Source organism: Cernens ardua (assembly GCF_051251085.1).
In the GTDB taxonomy this organism is placed as follows: Bacteria; Pseudomonadota; Gammaproteobacteria; order Pseudomonadales; family Halomonadaceae; genus Cernens; species Cernens ardua.
In genome coordinates, this window is record NZ_JBPCZH010000001.1 from 688159 (window position 1) to 705923 (window position 17765).

General features: G+C 51.0%; 13 protein-coding genes. 8 read left to right on the forward strand and 5 right to left on the reverse strand.

Annotated elements, in window-relative coordinates:
• Window positions 1–72: 72 nt before the first annotated feature.
• The 3 genes from lptC to lptB all read left to right on the forward strand — a co-directional run bounded on the left by lptC (window position 73) and on the right by lptB (window position 2222).
• Complete coding sequence (gene lptC, locus LMG33818_RS03070; protein WP_442321876.1) at window positions 73–648, forward strand: LPS export ABC transporter periplasmic protein LptC; 576 nt, start codon at window positions 73–75, stop codon at window positions 646–648.
• A 166-nt stretch (window positions 649–814) separates the two neighbouring features.
• Complete coding sequence (gene lptA / locus LMG33818_RS03075; protein ID WP_442321877.1) at window positions 815–1411, forward strand: lipopolysaccharide transport periplasmic protein LptA; 597 nt, start codon at window positions 815–817, stop codon at window positions 1409–1411.
• An 85-nt stretch (window positions 1412–1496) separates the two neighbouring features.
• Window positions 1497–2222, forward strand: a complete 726-nt coding sequence (gene lptB, locus LMG33818_RS03080) for an LPS export ABC transporter ATP-binding protein (protein WP_442321878.1) — start codon at window positions 1497–1499, stop codon at window positions 2220–2222.
• 38 nt (window positions 2223–2260) lie between these two features.
• Here lptB and LMG33818_RS03085 read toward each other — a convergent pair whose 3' ends face one another.
• Window positions 2261–2500: a GNAT family protein gene (locus LMG33818_RS03085; protein ID WP_442321879.1), complete on the reverse strand. Its 240-nt coding sequence runs from the start codon at window positions 2498–2500 to the stop codon at window positions 2261–2263.
• A gap of 59 nt (window positions 2501–2559) precedes the next feature.
• The gene (locus LMG33818_RS03090; protein ID WP_442321880.1) at window positions 2560–2691 is read right to left on the reverse strand and encodes a hypothetical protein; all 132 of its coding nucleotides are present in this window, start codon (window positions 2689–2691) and stop codon (window positions 2560–2562) included.
• A gap of 313 nt (window positions 2692–3004) precedes the next feature.
• Here LMG33818_RS03090 and LMG33818_RS03095 point away from each other — a divergent pair, with 313 nt between their 5' ends.
• The 3 genes from LMG33818_RS03095 (at window position 3005) to rapZ (ending at window position 6402) form a co-directional block, all read left to right on the forward strand.
• Entirely contained in the window at window positions 3005–4444 is a 1440-nt protein-coding gene (locus LMG33818_RS03095; RefSeq protein WP_442321881.1) for an RNA polymerase factor sigma-54, read from the forward strand.
• A 236-nt stretch (window positions 4445–4680) separates the two neighbouring features.
• On the forward strand, window positions 4681–4995 hold the full coding sequence (gene hpf / locus LMG33818_RS03100) for a ribosome hibernation-promoting factor, HPF/YfiA family (RefSeq protein WP_442321882.1): 315 nt from the start codon (window positions 4681–4683) through the stop codon (window positions 4993–4995).
• Window positions 4996–5514: 519 nt separating this feature from the next.
• Window positions 5515–6402 (forward strand): RNase adapter RapZ, encoded by an 888-nt coding sequence (gene rapZ / locus LMG33818_RS03105; RefSeq protein ID WP_442321883.1) that lies wholly within the window; start codon window positions 5515–5517, stop codon window positions 6400–6402.
• A gap of 220 nt (window positions 6403–6622) precedes the next feature.
• On the opposite strand, the gene LMG33818_RS03110 is transcribed toward rapZ, so the two are convergent.
• A complete protein-coding gene (locus LMG33818_RS03110; protein WP_442321884.1) occupies window positions 6623–7960 on the reverse strand; it encodes a metallopeptidase TldD-related protein in 1338 nt (445 codons plus the stop codon).
• A 141-nt stretch (window positions 7961–8101) separates the two neighbouring features.
• Between LMG33818_RS03110 and yjgA the strand changes: the two genes are divergently transcribed.
• Complete coding sequence (gene yjgA, locus LMG33818_RS03115; RefSeq protein ID WP_442321885.1) at window positions 8102–8632, forward strand: ribosome biogenesis factor YjgA; 531 nt, start codon at window positions 8102–8104, stop codon at window positions 8630–8632.
• A gap of 57 nt (window positions 8633–8689) precedes the next feature.
• Here the strand turns inward: yjgA and tldD are convergent, their stop codons facing one another.
• Entirely contained in the window at window positions 8690–10168 is a 1479-nt protein-coding gene (gene tldD, locus LMG33818_RS03120) for a metalloprotease TldD (RefSeq protein ID WP_442322175.1), read from the reverse strand.
• A 639-nt stretch (window positions 10169–10807) separates the two neighbouring features.
• Between tldD and LMG33818_RS03125 the strand changes: the two genes are divergently transcribed.
• Window positions 10808–13537: a M16 family metallopeptidase gene (locus LMG33818_RS03125; protein ID WP_442321886.1), complete on the forward strand. Its 2730-nt coding sequence runs from the start codon at window positions 10808–10810 to the stop codon at window positions 13535–13537.
• Window positions 13538–13743: 206 nt separating this feature from the next.
• Here LMG33818_RS03125 and LMG33818_RS03130 read toward each other — a convergent pair whose 3' ends face one another.
• Entirely contained in the window at window positions 13744–17673 is a 3930-nt protein-coding gene (locus tag LMG33818_RS03130; protein ID WP_442321887.1) for a YhdP family phospholipid transporter, read from the reverse strand.
• Window positions 17674–17765: the final 92 nt, after the last annotated feature.

Here is a 17765-nt window from a genome sequence, read left to right on the forward strand (position 1 = left end):
CATAAGGTACATCATGCATGCGCTGAACATGCATTTATTTATCAACACGGTTGATCCTTAAGGATATACAGGATGGCCTGGCTTAAAAACAACGCTTACCGCTTGGGTTTGCTACTGATTATCGTGGTCGCAGGTATTTTTCTTGCCTATATTGATCAGAATACGCAAAGTCTCCAGCAATCGCCGTTACCTCAAAGCGCTGAGGGAACACCTGATCAATATCTGGAAAACGCGCAATTGACCCGATACAACGCGGATGGGCAACCCTATCAGCGCATGGAATCCCCCCGCGTCAGTCACTATGCCAGCAATGGCAGCAGTCAGGCCGAGCAACCACGGATTCAGGTCATCGATAGCTCGAACCGTACGTGGCATATCAGTGGTGATACCGGGCAATTGGATAACGGCGGTAACAATATTACACTCACCGGCCATGCTTTGGCGGTACAACCCGACAATCTGTGGCGAATGACCAGTGATATCGTGCATTACAATCGCCCTCAAGGGCGTGTCTGGAGCAATACTCAAAGCTTCTTTCATCAGGGGCAGCAGGAGACCCAGGGAAGCACATTCCAGGCCTGGATCAACAGTAATCACATGGTGTTGCAGGGAAATGTCAGCAGTAGCTTCAACCCTCAACGTCGTTAACGCTGGAGGTGTCGTGCGTTACCCAATGCGGTATGCCGTATTCACCTCCCTGGCGCCAGCGCTCTAACATTTTCAGGCTAGTGGCCCACGGCCGGTAGTTAACATCGGATACTTCGGCACTAGCCAGTATCCTTTATATCTTTTGTATAGCAAGGAACACTTGGACATGATGCAAGCTCGGTTTATTGCTTCTCTTTTGGTTGCGGGATCCATGGTAGCTGGCTCCATAGCAGCACCTGCACTGGCCGCTGCACCCGATACCAGCCTCCCCATTCATGTCGTTTCAAATCAGTTGACCGCTGACAACAACTCCAAGGTAGTTACCTACACCGGAAATGTTCATGTCACCCAAGGTGGCCTTACTCTTGATGCGGATCGCGTTAATCTTTATTTGGATAACAGCAATAATCTGGTTCGCGTCAAAGCCACGGGGACAGCCAATAAACGTGCCTTTGTGCAGCAGGCGGCCACAGCGACAGCTCCGTTGATGCGTGGTTGGGGTAACGTTATCAACTACTGGGTTACCCAGCATAAAATGGATATGCAGGGCAACGCTGAGCTACACAGGGGAACAGATACCTTTACTGGCCCCTTCGTTGAATATTACATCGACAGCCGTCGGGTCAACGCGAATGGCAGTGGCAACAATGCCAAGGGCGGTAGTACGGGTGATGCCTCCAACAGCACTAGTGGACGTGTCAACATGACCTTTACGCCTTCATCCAATGGCCAGAGCAAAACAGGCGGCTCAAGCCAAAAGTAGAACAGGCACAACTGAATCAGCTATACGCAAAAGCAGTAAAAAGCGGCAAGAGCAATAGCAGCCCATGCACCGGAGTCTTTGATTGATGAAAACACTGCACGCCTCGCACCTGGTAAAAAGTTTCAAAAAACGGCGCGTTGTACAGGATATTAGTCTGAATATCAGTCAAGGCGAGATCGTCGGACTACTCGGCCCCAACGGCGCAGGTAAAACGACCTCTTTTTACATGATCGTCGGGCTGATACAGGCAGATGCCGGCCATGTCGCTATTGATGACAAGGACTTGAGCAATGCCCCCATGCATGTGCGTGCACGTGCAGGCATCGGCTATCTCCCGCAAGAGGCCTCGATCTTCCGCAAATTGACGGTCACCGACAACATCCTCGCCATCCTCGAAACCCGCAAGGATCTGAATCGTCAGCAACGTCTTGACAGGATGGAGCAGCTGCTGGCCGAATTCAGCATTGAGCATATTCGCAACAACCGCGGCATGAGTCTATCTGGTGGCGAAAGGCGTCGTGTCGAAATCGCCCGCGCCCTTGCGACTGAACCTGCTTTTATCCTGCTGGATGAACCCTTCGCCGGGGTAGACCCCATCTCGGTCAATGAAATCAAAGGGATTGTACGTCAGTTACGCAACCGTAACATCGGTGTACTCATCACTGACCACAACGTGCGTGAAACGCTGGATATCTGCGATAATGCTTATATTGTCGGTGAAGGTAAAATCATTGCTGAAGGCGATGCAGATGCGATTCTGGCAAATCAGCATGTTCGTGATGTCTATCTTGGGCAGGACTTCCGCCTCTAACGTGCTTTATTGCGCATAAAATAGAGGCATCGTGTTAGTCAGTTACACAATACGTACCCTACTCTCCATGGCGTTTTTACGTAGGCCAGAGCGCATGACTGTGCATGCGCCCAGCCGCAGAAGCGAATATGGTTGCCCTGCCCATCCAGGGAGAAACGCCTGATCGCAGTAAAGCTCAGATGAGCATAATAGCCCAACACTTGCTCGTTCTGTTCATTCACCTCTACGCGTGTAGCCCTTTGAGCCTTTATCGCATGTCGAGCAAGCGATACCTCCATACCAGTGCCATGTACTTCCAGGCGCCAGGAACAGCACCTTGGCGTTACCGTCTTTCACATTACAACATCCCTATAAGCTCCCCTGCCCCCCTAAAGACCGTCAATGCAACCCTGTTGAAATACTGATTCAGAATAATCAGCCTCAATTCAGCAAGATCATGCTGCGCCAGAAAATGAAGTGTCATACGCACCAAAGACTCTCAAGTCCGTATTAGCGACTGATAGTCTGCATTACCTGCGCCCTCGATTTGCATACGTTGGCCTTACCGCTCATTTCATCCAGTCACCACATATATTTACAAGGTGGAAACCTGCCAGTGAGCCTGCTTTTCAAAGGAATAAAATTTTCAAAACCATAAAATATTAGCCATATTATTTCAATATAATCGTTTTTTTAGTAGTGGCATAATAATTGCTATCAATTTATATTTTTCGCTTGCACACAAAGGAATAGGCGGTATAGCGTTAGAGGTATCGACTGATTATTTTGATAGATACCCGACCATGATGAAATCTTCACTCCAACTTCGATTCGGTGCTCATTTAACCATGACGCCGCAGCTTCAGCAGGCTATCCAGCTGCTGCAGTTGTCCACGCTTGAGTTGAATCAGGAGATTCAGACTGCACTCGAAAGCAATCCCATGCTCGAACTGGAAGAAGACTTTTACGATGCCGAAAGCAGCGAAGAGCCTTTGACCAATGAAGAAGGGGAATGGTCGAGCGATATCCCTGAGGAGCTGGCACTGGATAACGACTGGAGCGATACCTTCCAGGATGCAACGCTTGCCAGCATCAGCAGTGGCAGTGGCGTGTCAGACAATACGATGGATCACGAACGAAATGCGAGCAAGGAGACACTTTACAGTGTCGTACAACGCCAGATCGAGCTATGCGATTTCGATGATACAGAGCGTGCCATTGTCGAAACATTATTGGATAGTTTGGATGAAAACGGTTACTTGCGTGCCAGCACGACGGATATTGAACAGAGCCTCAAACAACAGGATGTCGTGAATGCTAACCTTGCACGCATTGAAAACGTTCTGACTGAGCTGCAGTCGCTTGAGCCAACCGGTATTTTTGCACGTAACCTGCAAGAGTGTCTGTTGCTACAACTTGAGACACTGCCTGCCGATACAGCCAATCTGGCACAGGCAAAGCGGCTCGTTCGCCAGTTCCTTGAGCCGCTGGCAGCGTGCGATATGAAACTGTTGAAACGCCGTCTGGGGCTGAATGAGCAGGCGCTGGAACATGTTATTGCGTTGATCCGTGGGCTGGACCCTTACCCAGGACAGCGCTTCACCCATCATACTGATAGCTATGTGATCCCTGATCTGACGCTGGCTTATCATCGTCGCTCGGGGTGGCACGTCGAGCTTAATCCTGACGCCCTTCCCCGAGTGCGTATTCAACCCGATTACGCGGCACTGGTACGGCGGGCGGATAAAAGCGATGACAACACTTTTCTCAAACAACATCTTCAGGAAGCACGCTGGCTACTTAAAAGCCTTTCCAGCCGCAATGAAACGTTACTGAAAGTAGGACGCGAAATCTTTATTCGTCAACGTGATTTCATTGAAAAAGGGGAAGAAGGTATTCGGCCGTTGATTCTTGCCGATATCGCGGAGGCAGTAGGGATGCATGAATCGACTATCTCCCGCGTGACGACCAATAAATATATTCACACACCACGCGGTGTGTTTGAGCTGAAATACTTTTTCTCCAGCCATGTGGGGCAGGATAATGAAGCACACGCCAGTACCGCTATTCGGGCACGCATCAAAAAGCTGATCAATGAAGAGCCTGCACGGCGACCATTATCGGATGCCAGCCTGGTCAATGCATTGGCAGAAAGCGGCATCATGGTGGCACGGCGCACTGTTGCCAAATACCGTGAATCCATGGGTATACCTGCTTCCTCCGAGCGTAAACGACTCGCCTAGAAGCGGTATAATCATGTCAGGTTGCATACAGACCAGGCCGTTATAACCGTATGACATCAATAAGGCCTGTATTTAATCTAAAATGGTTCTTGTCGTCTTCATGACGAACAGATTACAGTGAGAGAGCGACATTCAATAAGACAGGTTCTTTTATTTCGAGTCGTTTATTGAAAAGCACATACATACGTTTAGAAGCTGTTACGTCAACAAGGTGCCACGCCACCAGGAGGCAAGTCATGCAACTGAACATCACTGGCCATCACATCGAATTGACCGAAGCCCTTCGCGGTTTCATCCAACAAAAACTGGCCCGCCTAACGCGTCACTACGACAATATCGCCAATGTGCAAGTTACACTCTCGGTTGAAAAGGGAAGAAAGCAGGCCGCCTGCCTCTTGAATGTTGCCGGCAAGGATCTGCATGGTGCTGATGAGCGCGGTGACATGTATGCTGCTATCGACTCGTTGATTGATAAAATGGACAGGCAACTCGTTAAATACAAGGAAAAAGTGCAGGCGCATTCAAAAGGCGTGGGCTCCCTGGGGCTTTGATCATTAGGGCCATACGTACTGGAAGCGTATTTATTTAGCCATGATTTTGACTTGTCGAACAATTCGCACTTTTGAATGTTTGCTGGCATCCATGGCATGCAATAGCATATTTCCAACGCAACACGCCTGCGGGCGTGTTGTTTTAGGTCACCTTCGTTACTCTTTTTCATGCTACGTCCATAACTTCTACCGATGGTGTCTGAACGGTCACTCTTACTTTAACCATTAGCCCTTTTTAACCTTTAGCCCGGCCTGCTATATTCACTACTCCCATTACAATCCTATCGTTCTGTACATTTATATTCCCAACAGGAAGACCAAGAAGGTACTTTTAACCATCCTGTCACAAAAGGTCAGGTATGCTAGTACTCATCGGGCCCGTCAATGATCATCGATATAGAAACACCATCAGTAAAATAGGTATTTTATTTCCAAAAGCGTGTCCATGCAGATTACACTTGGGCCTCAGAAGTTAATAATTCGTAACATTCTTAGGTATTTTATAAGGACTTATCACTCATGCAGGTGGTTATCATCAGCGGACGTTCCGGATCGGGCAAATCCATTGCGCTACAAGCGCTGGAGGATCTCGGCTATTACGCCATTGATAATCTACCCTCCATGCTACTGATCGCATTACTCGATGAGCTGCAAACCAATTCGCCAGAGCGCACTAAAGTGGCCGTGAGTATCGATGCACGCAATGTACCCGAAGCTCTGGTACGCCTGCCCGAACTACTCGAATTTCTGGAGCCTCGAGACATCGATATACAGGTCATTTATCTGACGGCTGACCCTCGCCAACTGCTCGAGCGCTTTTCCGCAACACGCAGACGCCATCCGCTGACGCTCGGCACAGAAATGACATTGACAGAGGCAATCGAAACCGAGGAGAAATATCTCTCCCCCATTCGGGATCTGGCAGCGCTCATCATCGATACCAGTAATCTCTCTGTACATGAATTGCGTTCACGCATGGCCGAGCAAGTGGCCGCCCACGCGCAGAATCAGATGACACTCAGCTTCGAATCATTCGGTTTCAAACATGGTGTTCCCCATGATGCGGACATGGTCTTTGATGCACGTTGCCTACCCAATCCGTATTGGGATATAACCCTAAGGGAATTTACCGGCCGTGACACACCCGTCATCGAATTTCTGCAAAAAACACCGGAAGCGGATCGCATGGCACGGGATATCATTGACTGGTTGGAGCGCTGGTTGCCCAACTATATGTCGACACATCGTAGCTATTTTACGGTGGCAGTGGGCTGTACCGGTGGGCAGCACCGTTCTGTCTATCTGGTGGAACAGCTTGCTCGCCACTTCGCTGAAGAGTATCCGTCGGTCCGCTTGCGCCATCGGCAGCTCAAACTGCAACAGAAGATAGATACACATCACGCTTAAGATAGAAGGTAGAAGGTAGAAGGTAGAAGGTAGAAGGATAAGCAATCACCGCCCGTCAGTTGCATGCCCTACCCATCATTACCCGCTATTATTGTTGTAGCGCTTACTACTCACGGCTCTACGACTAAGCTTACTACCATTCTGCCCTTCTGAATGTTTCTGATCTTTTACTGCTTTGCAGTCCTCCACTACAATATTACTGCCCCGATACGAGCACTCCTTATCCAGCCACCGTCATCTCTCGGATGAGCCAGCTACCAGTGTGGGTGCCCCCGCGAGTATCAACATCACTACCGACTGCTTGCAGGCCGCCCAACATCTCTTTCAGATTGCCTGCGACCGTAAATCCTTCGATGGGGTACTGGATTTTGCCATGCTCCACCCAGAAGCCTTGTGCACCACGTGAGTAATCGCCGGTCACCAGATTTACCCCCTGCCCCATCATCTTTGTAACCAACACGCCTTTCCCCATGCGCTGCAACATCTCTTCTGCGGATATGGCAGGTGCCAAAACGCGTAGATTATGGGCGCCATCTGCATTGCCTGTCGTCGGCAGTCCCAACCGGCGACCACTGTAAGTGGAAAGCAGATAACTGGCGATGCACCCCTGATCAATGAAAGTATTATTTTGGGTACACACACAATCGCTATCGTAATATGTGCTGGCCCAGCCCCCTTTTTCGTGGGGACGTTCTACAAGCCCGAACCAATCGGGCATCAGGGGCTCACCCAGTGCATTCAATAGAAAGCTGGCGCCCTTGTACTGCGCTCCACCGCTGAGGGCACGGATCACCATATTGATCAGAGCTTTGGCTATCGGAGGAGAAAACATGACGCAATAGCGCCCTGTCCTGACCGTTTGTGGTGATCTTGATGCCAGCGTTTTTTCTGCTGCTTGCTGCCCAACAAACCGAGGCGAGGCCAACGCTTCGGGAGCGCGACCCAGAGTATACTCAACCTCCTGACGCATCCCTGCATCATCAGCCGCTATCAGACCACAACTCAACAGGTGCTCTGACGATACACGCCCTTGCAAAAAACCGGCACTGTTAGCTTGCACTTCAACCCTACTGTCTGTTGTCAGCCGCGCGCCCTGTGAGCGTAAAATACCCGGCACAGACAGGCCTTCATTTTCACACGCCAACGCAATTTCAAGGGCTTCATCCGGAGTGAGTTTCCACGGATGGTATAACGCCAAATCATCTTCAGCCGTAGCAAAAAGCGCAGGATCTGCCAGCCCTAGGGCGGGATCTTCCTCCGTTAGCCGTGCAATGGTCGTTGCACGTTCCACGGCATCTTTTATGGCAGCATCACTGGTATCGCTAATGGAGGCGTTGCCCCGCCGATGGCCGTCAAACACGGTGATTTCTATCAGCTGATCCCGTGATAGTGTCAGAGTATCAACCTTCTGCTGCAACACACCAGCCGCTAACTGTTGGGACACACTTCCCCTCACAGCACAACCAGATACGCCCAGTGTTTCTGCATGATTCAGTGCAAGCCGAGCGCTCTTCTCCAATAAAAAACGCTGCTGATCCACATCGAAAGTGTCGCTCATCATGTCTCCTTGCGGGTCAGTCAGGGAACCTTATCCCCCGTATTCAAAATTTTACGCTACATGGCTGACGTGAAGATGCATCCGCTTGGTATACTGATACGATTATCAGTTCAAATACAGGTTCAACCCAAGGATTTCACCATGGCAAAATCCAAACGCAAAGCGCGCGAACAGGAAGAGTGGGATGCTCAACCCGAGCCGCCCAGTAAATCCCAGCTCAAACGTGAAATGGAAGCGCTCCAGCAACTGGGCAAACAAATCATTGAAATGAAGCCTTCGCAACGTGCGCAACTGCCGCTCTCGGATGATATGTTGGCCGCCGTGGAGGAGATGGGGCGAATTACCTCTCATGAAGCGCGCCGCCGTCACATGCAATATGTGGGTAAAGTCATGCGAAGCGAAGACGTCGATGCTATTCATGCTGCCTTTCAGCGCATTGAAGATCAGCAGAATTCACGTGACGTAGCCTTTCATCAGCTTGAGCAATGGCGTGATCGCCTGATCGAAAATGGTGATGCCGCTCTTGACGAGTTACTGGCGAAATTTCCCGGCATTGATATCGGGCAGGTGCGTCAGCTTATCCGCAATGCACGTCGTGAACGGGATGCCGGAAAACCACCGACAAATTCACGTAAACTGTTTAAATTACTCAGGGAACAGGAAGATATTTGATTGGATCGTCCTGTTTCGCTGCATCTATAAACCCGCTGCATCCTGATCAAAGAGTCATCAAGCCTGCGTACCGCCCACCGTCATCCGGTCAAGCTTCAACGTAGGCTGCCCCACCCCTACTGGCACCATTTGCGCTTCCTTGCCACAGTTACCGGTGCCGCCATCCAACTGCAAATCATGCCCAATCATTGAAATACGTGACATCACCGCCGGCCCATTGCCTACCAGCATAGCCCCCTTGAGCGGCGCGGTGAGCTTTCCACGTTCGATCAAATAGGCTTCATTGGCTGAGAAGACAAATTCTCCCGTTGTAATATCCACCTGCCCACCGCTGAAACCAACGGCGTAAATTCCACGATCAACACTCGCGATCATTTCTTCAGGATCATGAGCACCAGGCTGCATATAGGTGTTTGTCATACGTGGCATGGGCAAGTGTGCATAGGATTGACGGCGACCATTTCCCGTCGGTTGCATCCCCATCAGGCGAGCATTCAGCTTATCCTGCATATAGCCCGTCAAACGCCCATCTTCAATCAACGTCGTGCTTTCCGTTGGCGTTCCTTCGTCATCCACCGAGAGGGACCCCCTGCGATGTTTCAATGTGCCATCATCCACGACCGTGACTCCGGGAGACGCCACCTGTTCCCCCAAACGGCCCGCAAAAGCAGAGCTTCCCTTACGGTTAAAATCCCCTTCCAGCCCATGCCCTACCGCTTCGTGCAACAGGACTCCGGGCCATCCTGCGGCAAGTATTACCGGAAACTCCCCTGCAGGGGAAGCCACACTGTCAAGGTTTACCAATGCCTTTCTGACTGCTTCTTGCACCAGAAAACCCGGGGTACTTGAATGCACAAAAACATCGAAATCGAATCGCCCTCCACCCCCTGCCCTGGCAGTTTCACGCCGCCCATTTCGCTCAGCAATCACCGATACATTCAACCGTATCAATGGGCGAAGGTCCGCTGCCAGTGTGCCGTCACTGGCCTGTACCAAGACCACCTCGTATTGCGTGAACAGTTCAGCATTCACATGCGTCACAGACGTATCTGCAGCACGTGCAAGCTTATCAATCCTGTGAAGAAGCGCGATTTTGGCAGCCGCTTGCGCTGCCGATTCACCCTGCCGTGCGCTAAAAGGATTAGCCGACACATACAAACAGGAGTGATCGGACACCCGCACAGGCTGCCGCTCGATCTGTTGACCGCACTTTACAATCGACGTGGCGGTAGCGGCTGTCGTCGCCAATGCTTCATCCGTGATTTGATTGGAGTAAGCAAAGCCTGTTTTCTGTTCGGCAATAGAACGAATACCCAACCCGCCATCACTGTTGAATTGGCCTGATGTGACGCGCCCTTCTGCCAATACCCAGCTTTCTTCCCAACGACGCTGCAGAAATACTTCAGCAAAATCGATCCCCGGGCCTATCGCTGCGGTGACACTTGAATCCAACGAGGAAAGGTCCAGCCCGGTGGGAGTCAGCAACATGGATTCAGCGGTTTTCAATACATCGGATGCGTTGGAAAAAAGAGCCATCGCTTCTGCAGCTGAGAACATGTCTGCAAAAGGGTCATCTACGAAAGAGCGCGCTGTCATTGCTGACTCCGAACGAGTTGTGGACTGAACAAAGGTTTTTTCATCACGAGGGCTAAATGCATGCTCTATTGTAAAGCGTATATCGGCCCTTTATGCTAAAACTTTAACTGAAATGAAACTTAACCATAGCGATTCTATTCAATAAATCGTCTGGATGAACATGTGCCTGTCCGCTATCAGCGATAGTCGTGCTCGATGCATCTGCCCATTAATCCAGCCACCTGATCATGGCATCAGGCAGCCAACGTTCATTGAACCACCGACGTTCATTGAACCGACGTTCGTTGGACCGATGTTCATTAAACCGATGTTCATTAAATCATAGGCGTACATCTTCAATAGGCATCACACATATACCGAAAGCCAGCATGTCTGGGTGTGATGGCTATTTTGATCCAGGAAAAACGTGATTCGAGACAAGCGTTACCTATCGTTTAATCACGCCAAATCGATTTTGATTCAGCAATAGGCGTTTATAACTCAGCAATAACAGCCCATCACGAGAGACAACGAGGTTACTCAATGCCGTCAAGACAAAAAAAACAGCCCCTACCCTGCCGGGCACAGCAAGGGAAAGTCATGTTTGGCGCCGCCCTGGCACTGGGCGTTGCATTATCAGTCAGTACGTGTGCCAGTGCGGCATCACTGACATCCCAAAAGAATGATCCACTCGCTACCACGGCAACTCCCCAGTCAAGTACGTCTTCCCAGCCTGTCGCTCAAGCCAATGATGTAGTGAAGACAACACTCGCCAATGGGCTACGGGTGGTCATTGTCCGCGATACATTAGCGCCCATCGTAACGACTGAAATCAACTATCTGGTTGGATCGGATGAAGCCCCCGAAGGCTTTCCCGGCACGGCACATGCGACGGAACACATGATGTTCCGCGGTAGCCCGGGTATCACACAGGATCAGATTGCCGAAATTGCAGCCAATATGGGCGGCGCATTCAATGCCGATACCACCCAGTTCATGACGCAATTCTTCTTTACCACTCCTGTACAAAACCTCGACGTTGCATTACATCTGGAATCGCTTCGCATGAAGGGGTTGGATGCCACGGAAGCACAATGGAAAGACGAACGAGGGGCCATCGAACAAGAGGTCTCGCGCGACCTTTCCAATCCGGATTTCAAACTCTATACGCAGTTGTCGGCACGGATGTTCAAGGGAACGCCCTATGCGCACACGCCACTAGGCACGCGCGACTCCTTCAATAAAACACCTGCGTCAATGATTCGTCAGTTCCATGAGAAATGGTACGCGCCCAACAATGCCGTGTTGGTCATTAGCGGTGATGTTGATCCGCAACAAACGTTAACCATGGTACGCAAACACTTTGGCAATATCCCGCGAAAAACGCTGCCTGAACGCCCCAGCTTCCATTTCCAGCCCTTTACCGCCTATTCGCAGACACTCCCCACGGATACCCCCTATGGCACCGTAGCCCTCGCCTATCGTTGGCCCGGCATCCATGACAAGGACTATTACGCGGCCCTGATTCTGGCCGATGTCCTGGGCTCGCAACGGGGAGACTTGGCGGCATTGGGCTATAATGGAACGGCGCTGGCTGCCGGATTTACAGCGAATTCATTGCCTGAGGCAGGTATGGCCGAAGCCGTGGGCGCATTCAACCGTGGGGATGATCCCAAGCCAGTATTGGCAGCCATGCAAAAAATACTGGCGCATGCTGCGGCCCATGGGGTTGACCCGGCACTGGTCAAATCAGCCAAACAAAACACCATTGCAAGCTTCGAGTATCAGCGTAACTCCATCAGTGGGCTAGCCAATTTATGGTCCAGCCTGATTGTGATGAATGGGCTTGATTCGCCAGAAGCGTTGATTCGCAATATTGAGAAAGTGACGCCCGCTCAGGTGAATGCATTGGCACGCAAGCTGCTGGACCCTGCACATACCGCGACACTGACATTAAAGCCCAGCAGCTCAGGTGCGGCGACTTCCAGTAAAGGATATGGCGGTGCCGAAAGTTTCAGCTCAGCACCCAGCAAACCCGTTCAGTTACCTGAATGGGCACGCCACTCTTTCGGGAAGTTGACTGTTCCCCACTCGACACTAAACCCGGTCTCCTACTGGCTACCCAATGGTATTCATCTGATTGTTCAACCCGAGAAGCTCAGCCACACGGTGCTTGTCTCCGGCTCGATCAATACCAACGAAGATATGCAGGCACCGGCTCATCAGGAAGGCATCGATGACATTCTCAATGCCCTCTTCTCTTTTGGGACAAAGCACTATTCACGCCTTCAGTACCAACAGGCAGAAGATGACCTCAGTGCCAACATTAGCCTTGGAGATAATTTTGGACTGTCATCACTGACAAATAATTTTGCTGCCAGTATGAAATTGTTGGCTGAAGGTGAGTTGCATCCTGCGCTTCCGCAACAGGCTTTCTCCCTGATTCAGAGACAATATGCCGGATACTACGCCGGTGCCCTTCAATCCCCTGATTTTTATTTCACGCAAGGGCTCTACGGTGCATTGCTACCTAAAAATGATCCCTTCCTGCGCTATCCTCATCCGCAACATGTCATGCAAATGACGCTACAGGATGTCAGAAACTACTATAACAGGGTCTATCGTCCTGACATGACGACAATTACCGTCATCGGAGATATTACCCCTGAAAAGGCCCGTCAAATTGTTGAAGAGAACTTCGGACAGTGGAAAGCCAATGGGTCCAAGCCGGATGTTGATTACCCTGCTGTGCCACTAAATAAAGGAAGCTCGATTCATGTTCCCGATAACAGCGCAACACAAGATACTGTGACGCTGTCCGAAATGGTGGACATGAATAACAGAAATCCTGACCGTTATCCATTGATGGTGGGCAACCAGGTCCTCAGCGGCGGCTTTTATGCCTCTCGCCTATACCATGACCTGCGTTCAACGAATGGGCTCGTCTACACGGTAGACAGCGGGTTGAGTCTCAATCGTCACCGTGGCAATTTCAGCATTAACTATGGCAGTGATCCGCAGAATGTTTCCAGGGCACAAACACTGGCTTTGCGTGATTTGGGACAAATGCAGAACACACCTATCAGCGAGTTGGAACTAGAACGTGCCAAAGGGATGTTGATTCGCCAGATCCCGCTTGCCGAAGGCAGCTACAGTGATATTCTCAGCCAATTGACTAGCTACGCACAAGATGGAAAACCGCTGAATGAAAGCGCAATTGCCGCTGCGCATATCATGAAAGTAACACCCGAGCAGATCCGAGATGCTTTCAAACGGTACCTACGGATCAACGACTTCGTTAGAGCAGTGAAAGGGCCAACACCTCAGTAGCTGCACCAGCCTTGGGACGTGTGGCATTAATCTGCCATTTAGCCTCCATCAGCCCGGTGCCATGACGAAACAGGGTTGTAATGAAATAGAATTGCAACGAAAAAGGGGCCTCTTTGCGAGGCCCCTTTCTTATGGAAGACAGCCCCTTTTCAGGCAATCCTCCGATGGATGACGGTTCACCGGTTATGTTCAAACACTGCACACCATCAGTTGGGACGTTCCATTTTAAACGTCGGTTGCGTCCAGGGCCCTGACACCGCATAGTGCAGCTCGGTGACCTGATCAACCCAATGTCCGAATGCCCAGTGCAGCAGCAAAAGAATACCGCCTATTTCAGGTGCGCCTATCGCCAACGCAGCAATCGGCAAGGTCTCTGATACAGGTAGCGTAATATTCAGTTGTTCATCCAATGTGCGCTTGATGAGATCCACCTGCCCATCGAAGGAAAACGTCGTAATGGGGGAGCGAATGACAATCGGTCCAGAGGTGGTCAACAGGCCATCGCTCAAGGCAAAGCCACCATCAATATGGTTGAAAGCGATACCTTTGCCGGTCAAATCCGTGAAGTCCAAACGCAAACGACGGAAAAGATTATCCAGATTCAGTAGACCAATCAAACGAGCCGAATTGGATTGAATGGACTCAAAGTTACCACCATTGATATGCCCTTCAATCGTTCCTGTTACACTACGCCAGTCGGGCTGCCACGGAGCCCCGGGCCAGGAGAAGCTCGTATCAATGCGACCACCATGCGGTGTTGTTACCACTTTCGGCTGATTCATCAGCGCGAACAGGCGAGCGATATCTCCCTTTTCAAGGGTAGCACGCCCTGTCGTGACGCTGGCATCTCCGACTTTGCTCCAACGCAGTGAACTCTGCAGTTGAGACCCTGCCAGTTCTGCCTTGAGATTTGGAATAGTGATGCCCGAAGCATCTGCATGCCAGTCGAGGGAAACATGCCCACGTTCATTCCTGGCCTGAATATCCTGTATCTCCAGATGTCCCGCCGGGACAGACGCCATACCTGCAGGATACGCCATCAGGGGTGACCGATTCGGCACCAACGTGAATACGTTCTGATACAGATTATTCGAAAATGCTTTAGGTTTATTTGCCGCTTTCTTACTGTCCTCAAGGAGCTGATTCAGCACAGGGTCGAGGGCAACATGATCCAGCGTAATGTTGATCGGTGTCTGTTTACTTGGTACATAGGAGCCACTACCGGAAACCAACGGTCCTTTCAGCTGCCCATACCAATTGTTATGGGTTTGATAGCCGATGGCAAAGAGGGAGCCCAGACAATGCTCTTGATATACCAGACACTCAGTTTTCAGTGAACCTCCATTGAACACGATGGAAGAATCGCTGCTTCCTCCTCCTTTACGAGAAGAACCGGATGAGCTACCCAAACGTTTAAAATCGATACGCGAAATCACCGATTGCCATGCCATCGGATCCAAACGTGGCGCATGCCAGTTGATCACCCAGCCATCATCAGATTGCCAGGTCGGGCGTGAAGGCCATTGCTGCACCCAGATTTGCCCCTGTTTCATTTCATGACGCCAACGGACAAACAATCGATCAGCCAGATTGACCGAACCGATTCCCTGACTCAAATCGATGTCCATGTTGAGCGGTGCCACCTCGGCTGCCGATTTGCCCAAAGGTGCAGGAAATGGAAGGGCCAGTCCTCTCAAATTAGAGCGGACGGAAAGTACGAAAGGGCCACCGCTGCGGCGGATCAACGCACTACCGGTATAATTGACTGGCCCTGTGATATTCGGCGCCAATCCGTCAATCCCCAACCACTTCAAGGGAGCCTGAGCATTGGCACGCCCTGAAAAACGAACGCCCCCCACACCATCATTCAGATCAACGACTGCATGGGCCGGTCCGTCAAAGGCATGGGCCTGACCAGTTCCCGTCAGACGAAGTTTCCCCTGATCAATTTCGAGCTTTCCTTGTCCCGACAGCTGGCTAAACGTTAAATGCTTGGCATTCAGTACAGCCGTTGCATCATGGATACTACCCTGCCCGATTAGATGAACCTTGTGCGCATCCTTTCCATCAAAGGGAATTTCAACAGAGAGGTTACCTTGCAGTGGGCCGTGTGCCGACCATTGGTTAAACTGCGTATGAATACTGGAACTATCAAAGTGTGCTTCCTGCAATACTCCCAGCAGACCTGATGCATCCCCGACAATGCTGGGCGCGCTCGCTTTCAGCACATGATCGTGGAATGAAAATATGCCATTGGAGCCAGTCAACCCCTTGAGATCGGCATGCTGGATAGTCCCCTTCATGTCTTCGCCATTCAGGGAGAATTGCCCATCGACCTGATCAAGCGGGGGCCAACCATCCATATAACCCAACTTGCCATTCTTGATGGTCAGGTCAAGATGCAAGTGACTGGGCCCTTTCGGATCAGCAAAATCGACTTTGCGCTCTTCTTCCGGATGCCCTTCGGGCGCACCAAAAACCATCACCATATCCAGGGAGCCATTGGGGACTTCAGCCTGATGAATATTCGTCGTTAACCAATCGCCCAACGATTTACTGATCGTGTGTACCGGTACCCACTGAAGAGGATCAGTCAGCTTGCCATTCTCCAATTTGACATTCAACGCTAGCCGCTTGCGTTCATCGTCAGGCAATGAAAGCAAAAGGTTCCCCTTGACTGTCCCTGCCCCCGTACGCTGCAACATCAGATCCCTGGCATTGAGTTCGGTATAGCGTGGCTTGGTAATCCAGTTCAAGGTACCGCTGACCTGATCCAGGGGCCACGCCCTGGCAAAAAGATGAGGCATTTCCAAAGTGGAATCCGACCCCTGAAGGTCAGCTGACCCTTTCAACAACGTGGTATCTACCCAGCCATTGATGGGGCCTACTCCCGGAGATTCATCATAGGGGGAGAACTCAGCCCCGAAGACGCCTGCCTGAAAGCGGACACGTTCACGGCCCGGTATATGGGGCGACATATCGAAACTGATAGTTGCTCCCCACACATGGCCGCGCGGATGCATGTGTGTCAGGAAGGTTTCCAGATGGGGTGAAATGGGCAATATCCCCCAAAAGAGATTGGCCGGTTCCAGCTGGAAATCAGGCAGTAGAATATTCATCTTCTGCCCCTGACCACGAATACTGCCATGGCTGGGAATAGCCAACCGATTGCCCTGATCATCCTTCGCGCCCAGATCAGCCATTGCCCCGGTCCATTTGCCGTGGTCAAAATTCATGGCTGCCTTGAGGCTAACATCCTGCAAATTCAGGGGTGCCTGATTGTCTTCTGTACGATCTATATGAAGGGAAGGCAACTGAGTCGCGATACGCAGGTCTGCCTGTTCCATACCCCGCCAATGTAACTGCGCATGGAGCTTGCCCTGACTGCTGAAATCGTAGTGCATCGGCAAGGTGAACATACTGGCGATTGTGGATACCTGATAGGCATCACCGAAGAGCTCTGCCTGCCCTTGCGTCCCGTTTTCCGGCGACAATAGGGCTTGCAAAGTTACCCCGGCACGTTGGGCATTATCCATGGTGCCTTTCAGTTGAAGGGCTGTTTTGCCCTGCTTACCGACCACCAGTTCTGCCTGATTCACCTGCACTTGATGATGCGCAGCAAGCCCCTCCAGATCAACAGTTCCCTGAGTAATACTGGCACGGCTTCCCGCCACGTTGGTCACCCAACGTTCAAGATCGGAAAGAGTAAAGTCAAAACCGCCGTTGCCGTTTCCGGGAGGGAACCATTCACCATTGGAGGATTGTACAAGACGGATATTGGGCTGCTGAATATCAAGCCTGTCGAAGGCAGGTTGACGCAGGCGCAGGGAACGCCACAAATTCAGGTCAATGTGGGCTTTTTCAACATTATAATGCTGTTGAGATCCTCCCTGGGGCAAGTAATCCACATGCAGTTTTGCAATGGAAACAACCAGCTCCGGCCCTTCCAGGTGAAAGGAAATTTCCTGCCAGCCTGCTTTCACCGAAGAGGGAACAGGTATCCAGCGAAGAAAAGCAGAGTCATCGGTAATATGCCAGGTAAAAAGCCGCAGGGATAGAATGATAATGGCTACTATCGCCAGTATCACCGCAATAATCATCCCCCCGATACAGAGTAGCCGCTTTCCAATCGTCATGAAGGCGTATCCACCCTTGTCAGCGATATACCACACTCAGCCTCTGGTACACGATCAGACATGATTGAAAGGAAAACACTGCTGAGCAGGAT

Excerpts from the sequence above, each read along its gene's own strand:
- yjgA (WP_442321885.1), top strand. The coding sequence starts at position 8,102 with ATGGCAAAATCCAAACGCAAAGCGCGCGAACAGGAAGAGTGGGATGCT.
- LMG33818_RS03125 (WP_442321886.1), top strand. The coding sequence starts at position 10,808 with ATGTTTGGCGCCGCCCTGGCACTGGGCGTTGCATTATCAGTCAGTACG.
- lptB (WP_442321878.1), top strand. The coding sequence starts at position 1,497 with ATGAAAACACTGCACGCCTCGCACCTGGTAAAAAGTTTCAAAAAACGG.
- LMG33818_RS03130 (WP_442321887.1), bottom strand. The coding sequence starts at position 17,673 with ATGACGATTGGAAAGCGGCTACTCTGTATCGGGGGGATGATTATTGCG.
- lptA (WP_442321877.1), top strand. The coding sequence starts at position 815 with ATGATGCAAGCTCGGTTTATTGCTTCTCTTTTGGTTGCGGGATCCATG.
- tldD (WP_442322175.1), bottom strand. The coding sequence starts at position 10,168 with ATGGCTCTTTTTTCCAACGCATCCGATGTATTGAAAACCGCTGAATCC.
- rapZ (WP_442321883.1), top strand. The coding sequence starts at position 5,515 with ATGCAGGTGGTTATCATCAGCGGACGTTCCGGATCGGGCAAATCCATT.
- LMG33818_RS03095 (WP_442321881.1), top strand. The coding sequence starts at position 3,005 with ATGATGAAATCTTCACTCCAACTTCGATTCGGTGCTCATTTAACCATG.
- hpf (WP_442321882.1), top strand. The coding sequence starts at position 4,681 with ATGCAACTGAACATCACTGGCCATCACATCGAATTGACCGAAGCCCTT.
- lptC (WP_442321876.1), top strand. The coding sequence starts at position 73 with ATGGCCTGGCTTAAAAACAACGCTTACCGCTTGGGTTTGCTACTGATT.
- LMG33818_RS03110 (WP_442321884.1), bottom strand. The coding sequence starts at position 7,960 with ATGAGCGACACTTTCGATGTGGATCAGCAGCGTTTTTTATTGGAGAAG.
- LMG33818_RS03085 (WP_442321879.1), bottom strand. The coding sequence starts at position 2,500 with ATGGAGGTATCGCTTGCTCGACATGCGATAAAGGCTCAAAGGGCTACA.